The organism is Stenotrophomonas sp., assembly GCF_031995405.1.
Taxonomy (GTDB): Bacteria; Pseudomonadota; Gammaproteobacteria; order Xanthomonadales; family Xanthomonadaceae; genus Stenotrophomonas.
Genome location: NZ_DAMAGC010000169.1, coordinates 1 through 7037, shown reverse-complemented (window position 1 = coordinate 7037; position 7037 = coordinate 1). Strand labels below are relative to the sequence as shown.

The 7037-nt window shown below is 66.7% G+C and carries 8 protein-coding genes, 1 tRNA gene and 1 pseudogene; 2 read left to right on the top strand and 8 right to left on the bottom strand.

Features of this window, described 5'->3' with window-relative positions; all coding sequences use genetic code 11:
• Window positions 1-104 precede the first annotated feature (104 nt).
• The 8 genes from RTO53_RS18880 to RTO53_RS18845 form a co-directional block, all read right to left on the bottom strand.
• Window positions 105-181 (bottom strand) — tRNA-Arg (locus RTO53_RS18880).
• Window positions 182-242: 61 nt separating this feature from the next.
• Entirely contained in the window at window positions 243-1082 is an 840-nt protein-coding gene (locus RTO53_RS18875; protein ID WP_312239222.1) for an alpha/beta fold hydrolase, read from the bottom strand.
• On the bottom strand, window positions 1079-1891 hold the full coding sequence (thiD, locus tag RTO53_RS18870) for a bifunctional hydroxymethylpyrimidine kinase/phosphomethylpyrimidine kinase (protein ID WP_312239221.1): 813 nt from the start codon (window positions 1889-1891) through the stop codon (window positions 1079-1081). The genes RTO53_RS18875 and thiD overlap by 4 nt, the downstream gene beginning before the upstream one ends.
• Before the next feature lie 34 nt (window positions 1892-1925).
• A complete protein-coding gene (locus RTO53_RS18865; protein WP_312239220.1) occupies window positions 1926-2597 on the bottom strand; it encodes a YoaK family protein in 672 nt (223 codons plus the stop codon).
• A 41-nt stretch (window positions 2598-2638) separates the two neighbouring features.
• The gene (locus RTO53_RS18860; RefSeq protein ID WP_312239219.1) at window positions 2639-3145 is read right to left on the bottom strand and encodes a hypothetical protein; all 507 of its coding nucleotides are present in this window, start codon (window positions 3143-3145) and stop codon (window positions 2639-2641) included.
• Complete coding sequence (locus RTO53_RS18855; RefSeq protein ID WP_256774100.1) at window positions 3142-4539, bottom strand: PhoH family protein; 1398 nt, start codon at window positions 4537-4539, stop codon at window positions 3142-3144. The genes RTO53_RS18860 and RTO53_RS18855 overlap by 4 nt, the downstream gene beginning before the upstream one ends.
• 81 nt (window positions 4540-4620) lie before the next feature.
• Entirely contained in the window at window positions 4621-5100 is a 480-nt protein-coding gene (locus tag RTO53_RS18850; protein WP_312239218.1) for a peroxiredoxin, read from the bottom strand.
• 96 nt (window positions 5101-5196) lie between these two features.
• Window positions 5197-5757 (bottom strand): glycine cleavage system protein R, encoded by a 561-nt coding sequence (locus tag RTO53_RS18845; RefSeq protein WP_019183297.1) that lies wholly within the window; start codon window positions 5755-5757, stop codon window positions 5197-5199.
• Between the two features lie 163 nt (window positions 5758-5920).
• Between RTO53_RS18845 and dapA the strand changes: the two genes are divergently transcribed.
• Complete coding sequence (gene dapA / locus RTO53_RS18840; RefSeq protein ID WP_312239217.1) at window positions 5921-6814, top strand: 4-hydroxy-tetrahydrodipicolinate synthase; 894 nt, start codon at window positions 5921-5923, stop codon at window positions 6812-6814.
• Window positions 6815-6841: 27 nt separating this feature from the next.
• Window positions 6842-7037 (top strand): annotated as a pseudogene (locus RTO53_RS18835) (hypothetical protein); the annotation flags it as partial.

Below are 7037 nucleotides of genomic sequence, written 5' to 3'. Positions count from 1 at the left end.
CCGACCGCCTGGTTCGTAGCCAGGTACTCTATCCAACTGAGCTACGGGCGCATTTACATCGCGTTGTACTACTGCTGCCAGCGGCGGAGCCGACAACCTGTTGATGGTGCGCCCGGAGAGATTCGAACTCCCGACCGCCTGGTTCGTAGCCAGGTACTCTATCCAACTGAGCTACGGGCGCGTCAACAGGAGCGGAATTATGCGGATGCACGTCGCATTCGTCAACGCTTTTGTGAAGGTCTTCATTCAAATGAATGAAAAAGCAGCGTTGCCACGGCCTGCGGGGAGTTCATCCAGGCGAAGTGGTCGGCACGCGTGCGAAGCGCTGCGGGCGACAGCACGCTGAGCGTGGCGTCCACCTGCGGCATCTTCGCCAGCAGGCCCTGCATGGAGGAGGGCGGGGCCAGCCAGTCCTGTTCCATCACCACGGCGGTGGCGTGCGCGCGCACGCCGCGCAGGCCGGCTTCCAGATCCTCGCCAATGCCGACCCCGGCATAACGGTTGTTCAGCCCCACCTTGGCCCAGTCGGCGATCAGGCCACGCGCTTCGGTGCCGCCAAAGCCGAGCCGCCGACCGTGCAGCACGCCCTGGCGCTGCGCAAGCCACGGCAGGAACCGGTAAATCAGCGGCAGGGTCCAGCCGCGCGGAGCGGGGAAGGTGCGCCAGTACGGGGTGCCGCTGGCGACCAGCCACAGGTGCGGGAAGACAGCGGGATGCATCCCGGCGAAACAGCAGGCCAGCTGGCCGCCGAGGCTGTGGCCACCGATGATGCGTTCGACAGACGCGCCGGCATCCAGCTGCGCCAGGCTGGCGGGCAGGTCCATCGCCAGGATCTCGCGATAGCCCCAATCCTGCGTGTGCGACGGGCGCAGGCTGCTGCTGCCGTTGCCACGCCATTCGTGCAGGTACACCGCCACGCCGCGTGCGGCCAGCGCGTCGGCCAGTGGCAGGTAGTGGCGCGCGGCCACTCCCAATGCCGGTAACCAGAGCAGTCGCGCGCGGGGCCGTGCCGGCACCCGGGCCAGCAGCTCGAAGCGATGGCCGTCGGCGGCGACGACCGGAAGCGCCTGTGCGTCGATCATGCCGGGCGCGCCGCGCCGAAGTGGTCGATCACCAGCACCTCGCTGCGTCCGGGGTAGTAGCCGCCCTGCAGGCCGCGTGCGACGTAGTCGATCGCCGCTTCGCAGGCGTTGGGCAGCGACAGGCCCTGGCACAGCTGCGCGGCGATCGCCGAGGCCAGCGTGCAACCGGTGCCGTGCGCATCCACCGGCAGGCGCGCGTGGATGAATTCCTCGCGGGTGACGCCATCGAAGTAACGGTCGACCACGCGACTGCCTTCGTGCAGGTGCCCGCCCTTGAGCAGTACCGCGCCGGCACCGAGATCGAGCAGCGCGGCGGCGGCATCCTCGGCTTCGTCGGCGCTGGTGATCGGGCGACCCAGCAGCAGTTCGGCTTCGGGGATGTTGGGCGTCAGCAGCGTGGCCAGGGGCAGCAGCCGCGTGCGCATCGCGTGCAGCGCGCTGTCTTCGAGCAGCTTGGCGCCGCTGGTGGCCACCATTACCGGATCCAGCACGACGTGGGTGGGACGATGCTTTTCGAGCGCATCGGCGACCAGGCCGATGACCTCGGCATTGGCCAACATCCCGAGCTTCACCGCATGGATCTCGAAATCGGCGAAGCACGCATCGATCTGCGCCTGCAGGAAGTCCAGTGGCGGCACATGCACGGCGGTGACGCCACGGGTGTTCTGTGCGGTCAGCGCGGCGATCGCCGACAGACCATGCACGCGGTGCGCGGCGAAGGCCTTGAGATCGGCCTGGATGCCTGCGCCGCCGCCGGAATCGGAACCGGCGATGGTCAGGGCGGAAACGGGGCTGGAGGAGGGGCTCATGCGGCGATTGTGCAGTGTTTGCCGTCAACGCGCCTCAGCGTCGGCGCAGCCACGTCCACGGCCGGTACAGGACGTAGCCCAGGCCGGTGCAGCCGGTCAGCAGTGCCGGGGCGAGCAGGGCGTCGTAGCCGAAACGCAGGAACAGCCATGCCCCGATCACACCGCCCGCCAGGAAACCGCTGACGATCAATCCACTCAGGGTCAGGCGACGGATCGGCAGCGGCAGGCCGCGCAGCAGGTGGCCCAGGCCGATGCCAAGGTCGGTGAACATGCCGCTGAGGTGGGTAGTGCGTACCACCGCGCCGCTGAAGGTGGTGGCCATCGCGTTCTGCAGGCCGCAGGCCATCGCGGCGGCCAGCGCGCCCCAGATCTGCTGCTGTTTGAACAGGGGAATGGACGCCAGCAACAGCAGCGATTCCAGCGTGAGCACCACGCCGTAGCGACGGCCCAGCTGCAGCGTGCTGTCCTGCACGATCATGCCGCTGAGCATGGCGCCCAGGCAGAACGCGATCAGCAGGCCCCACAAGTGCCCGACCACCCGCCAGTCGCCCTGCGCCAGCGCCATGCCGAGCTGGCTGGTGGTGCCGGTCATGTGGCTGACGGCCTGGTGTTCGAAGCCGAGGAAGCCGACCACATTGACCATGCCGGCCACGCACGACAACGCGATCGCGCCGATCCACACCCAGGTGGGCAGCCGGATGCTCATCCGGCGTTCGCGGGGAGGTTCACGACACGATCAGCGCATGCTCAACGGCCCGCGGGCGGACCGTTGAACTGCACGTCGGAGAAGCTGCCACTGGCCGGGTCGAACACCGCACCCCAGAACTGCGCGCCGCCGTCGCAGACCCGGATCGCCTCGCGTGCCGGATCGATGTCGGCGTCGTCGGGCAGGTGGAACGCATTGAGATAGATCAGCTTGCGCCCGTCCATTTCGATGCCCACGTACTGGCGATCGAAATCGGCGACCTTGGGCACCTGCGCATCGAGCGACGGCAGCTGGGCTTCGAGCTGTTCGACCTCCTTGCGGCTGGGCGCCCAGTAGCCGGTGACCCGGCCGGCCTCGCGGCCGGGACTGTCGCGCGAGCAGGTATCCAGGACCTGGGCGGCGACGATCGGTCGCGTCACCACCCACGACTGGCCGGTCTTGACCGTGGTCGGGACGCTCGCGCCCGGTCGTGTATTGGCAGGCGTGCAGGCGGCCGCCAGCGCAGCGAGCGCCAGCGGCAGGACGGCACGGGAGAGGGGACGGTTCACAACACCTCCGAGGCGTAATCGGCCAGGCGCGAACGCTCGCCACGGCGCAGCGTGACATGCGCGCTGTGCGGCCAGTTCTTGAAACGGTCCACCGCGTAGGTCAGGCCCGAGGTGGTCTCGGTCAGGTACGGGGTGTCGATCTGTTCGACGTTGCCCAGGCAGACGATCTTGGTGCCGGGACCGGCCCGGGTGATCAACGTTTTCATCTGCTTGGGGGTGAGGTTCTGCGCTTCATCCAGGATCAGGTAGCGCGACAGGAAGGTGCGGCCGCGCATGAAGTTCAGCGAGCGGATCTTGATCCGGCTGGCGATCAGGTCGTTGGTCGCCGCACGGCCCCACGCACCGCCTTCCTGGGTGTGGGTGAGCACTTCCAGGTTGTCGGTGAGCGCGCCCATCCACGGGGTCATCTTTTCTTCCTCGGTACCGGGCAGGAAGCCGATGTCCTCGCCGACGCTGACCGTGGCGCGGGTCATGATGATCTCGCGATAGCGCTGCTGGTCCATGGTCTGGGCCAGGCCGGCGGCCAGCGCGAGCAGGGTCTTGCCGGTGCCGGCGGTGCCGAGCAGGGTGACGAAATCGATCTCCGGGTCCATCAATGCATTGAGCGCGAAGTTCTGTTCGCGGTTGCGCGCGCTGATGCCCCATACCGCGTGGCTGCCGTGGCGGAAGTCATTGACCAGGGACAGGGTGATCTTGTCGTTGTCGACCTTGGCCACGCGCAGTTCGACTTCATCCTCGCCGGGCAGGTAGGCGTACTGGTTGGGATGCCAGTTCTCGTCTTCGCTGGCGATGATTTCGTAACTGGTGCGGCCCTTGTCGCTCCAGCTGCGCAGGTTGTCGGTGTGCTTCTTCCAGAAATCTTCCGGCAGCTCGGTGGCGCCGGTGTAGAGCAGGCTGAAATCGTCGAGGGCGCGGTCGTTCTCGTAATCTTCGGACACGATCCCGGCGATGGCCGCCTTGATCCGCAGGTTGATGTCCTTGGAGACGAACACCACCGGGATCTCCGGCACCTGTTCCTTCAGCGCCAGGATCGCACCGAGGATGGCGTTGTCCGGAATGACCGCGCCGAAGCTCTTGCCCGCATCGAAATGACTGGTCTGGAACCGCAGCAGGCCCACGCTCTGCTTGCCGCGCAGCTGCAGCCCGTTGGGGCGCTGCAGCGGGATGCCATCGGCCAGGTTGTCCAGGCCCGAAGCCTGCACCAGCTCGTTGAGGAAGCGGCTGACCTGGCGCGCGTTGCGGCTGGCCTCGGTGGTGCCCTTCTTGCCGTTGTCCAGCTCTTCGATCACCTGCATCGGCAGGTAGACATCATGCTCCTCGAACTTGAACAGCGCGGTCGGATCGTGCATCAGCACGTTGGTATCCAGTACGTAGATGCGCTTGCCTCGGGTCATCGTCAATTCCTGGTGGCAGAACAGGGACAAGCCATCACGACCTGCGGGGCAGGGTGATGGCCATTGGGGGTACCGGATTGATCACTGGGTTTTCGCGGCCTTCAGGGCATCGAGGACGGTGTCTGCGTGGCCGGCCACCTTGACCTTGCGCCACGCCTGCACGATACGACTGTCGGGCGAAATCAGGAAGGTGCTGCGTTCGATGCCACGCACCTGCTTGCCGTACATGTTCTTCAACTTGATCACGTCGAAGGCGGTGCACAGCGCTTCGTCGCCATCGCTGATCAGCGGGAAGGCGAAGCCCTGTTTGGCGCAGAAGGTGTCGTGGGATTTGACCGAATCGCGGGAGACGCCGAACACGCGGGCGCCGGCCTGGGTGAACTGCGGGAGCAGCGCGTTGAAGTCGATGCCTTCGGTGGTGCAGCCCGGCGTGCTGTCCTTGGGATAGAAGTACAGGACAAGCCATTGGCCGGCGAGCGCGCCGAGGGTGGTGGTTTCACCGCCGGACAATGCCAGCGGGCGATCGAGGATGGATCTGTCCAGGGTGTCGCCGATGTTCATGAGGTCATTTTTCCGGAGCCTGGGGCAAAGCTGTTACAGAGGTGCGTCACTACACCTGCATGAAACATCGCGCGCCCGTGACGAACGCGCGAAAGATCAGAACTTCATCGGATCCATGATCGCGTCGAGGTTCAGGTGGTCGCAGAACTCGAGGAAATCGTCGCGCAGCGCGGCGATGTGCATGTTCGCCGGCACGCCGATGGTGACCTGCGCGGAGAACATTTCCGCCCCGGTCTGCATTGCGCGGTAGCGGGTGCTCTGCAGGTTCTCGATGGTGATGCCCTGGCGGTCGAAGAAATCGGCCAGCTGGAACAGGATGCCCGGCTTGTCGGCGGCGATCACTTCCACGATGTAGGGCAGCAGGTTGGACTGCGCCTGCTTGGCACCGGTGCGGTACCAGACCAGCTTCAGGCCTTCCTCGCGCTCCAGGCGGGTGAGCATGGCTTCCAGCTTGGCGACCGAGTCCCACGAGCCGGTGGCCAGTGCGGTCACCGAGACATCGCGACCCACCGTGGCCAGGCGGGCATCGACCAGGTTGCAGCCGCTGTCGGCGATACGCCGGGTGACGGGCAGCAGGGGGGACTCCGGATGCGTCGTGTAGGCGTTGATCAGGAGATGGTTTTCGGTCGGCGCAGGCCGCGGCGTGGTGTCGGTCAAGATGGTTCCGGGTGATACAAGGTGAGTCTGAACGGCCGACGACGGCACGTTCGCCGGAGTCCAGCATACTTGCCCGCGCTTTCGACCCGCAAGTAACATGCAAAGTACATCCGGCCGGCGTTTACGCAGGTGGGGTGCCCCCTTTCTTCCGAGCAACGTTTCCTTGTCCCTTTCCGGTCTCATCACCGCGCTGGCGACGCCTTTCCAGGCGAGCGGCGCATTGGATCCCGACGGTTGGCAGCGCCTGCTGCACCTGCAACTGGAGGGTGGTGTTCACGGGGTGGTGGTGGCCGGTTCGACCGGCGAGGCCGCGGCCCTGTCCGACGACGAGTACGACCAGCTGCTGCGCAGCGCGGTGAAAACCGTGGCCGGACGCGTCGCCGTGCTGGCCGGTACCGGCCTGTCGGGGACGGCCAAAACCATCGAGCAGACCCGCCGCGCGGCCGCCAATGGCGCCACCCATGCGCTGGTGGTAACCCCGCCGTACGTGCGCCCGACCCAGGCCGGGCTTATCGCGCACTACCGCGCGGTCGCCGACCAGGGCGGCCTGCCGGTGATCCTGTACAACGTGCCGGGACGTACCGGCTGCGACATGTTGCCGGAGACCGTGGCTGAGCTGGCCGCCCATCCCAACATTGTCGGGATCAAGGAAGCGGTGGGCGATGTCGGCCGCGTGCAGGCGTTGCTGGCGCTGCGTTCGCCGGAGTTCGCCATCTTCAGCGGCGACGACGGCACCGCCGCGCGCTCCATCCTGTCCGGCATCGATGGCCTGATCTCGGTGGGTTCCAATGCCCTGCCGGGCGCCTACCGGCGCATGTGCGACCTGGCTGCGGCCGGCGAGCGCGACGCGGCCGAGGCGTGGGATGCACGCCTGGAGCCGTTCCATGCATTCTGTGGCGTGGAGTCCAATCCGATCCCGGTGAAGGACCTGCTGCGCCGGATCGGCATCGGCCACGGGCTTCGCCTGCCGCTGCTGTCCCTGTCTGCGGCCCATCACGCCGCTGCCGAACACCTGGCCACCGACATCGGTGCGCTGGAAGCACTATCCAACCACTGATCGACAGTGGTCACCCAGGAGATTCACATGCGTCAATCCGTTTCCGCCATCCGCGTGCTGTCCTTCGCGATCCTGGCCACCGCCACCCTCGTGGGCACCACCGGCTGCTTCAAGCGCGGTGCCAAGGGCGACTATGCGCTCGCGCCGGAAATGCGTCCGCTGGAAGTGCCGCCGGACCTGAACGTCCCGGGCGGCAGCGCCGCAGCGCAGGTGCCGGCACTGG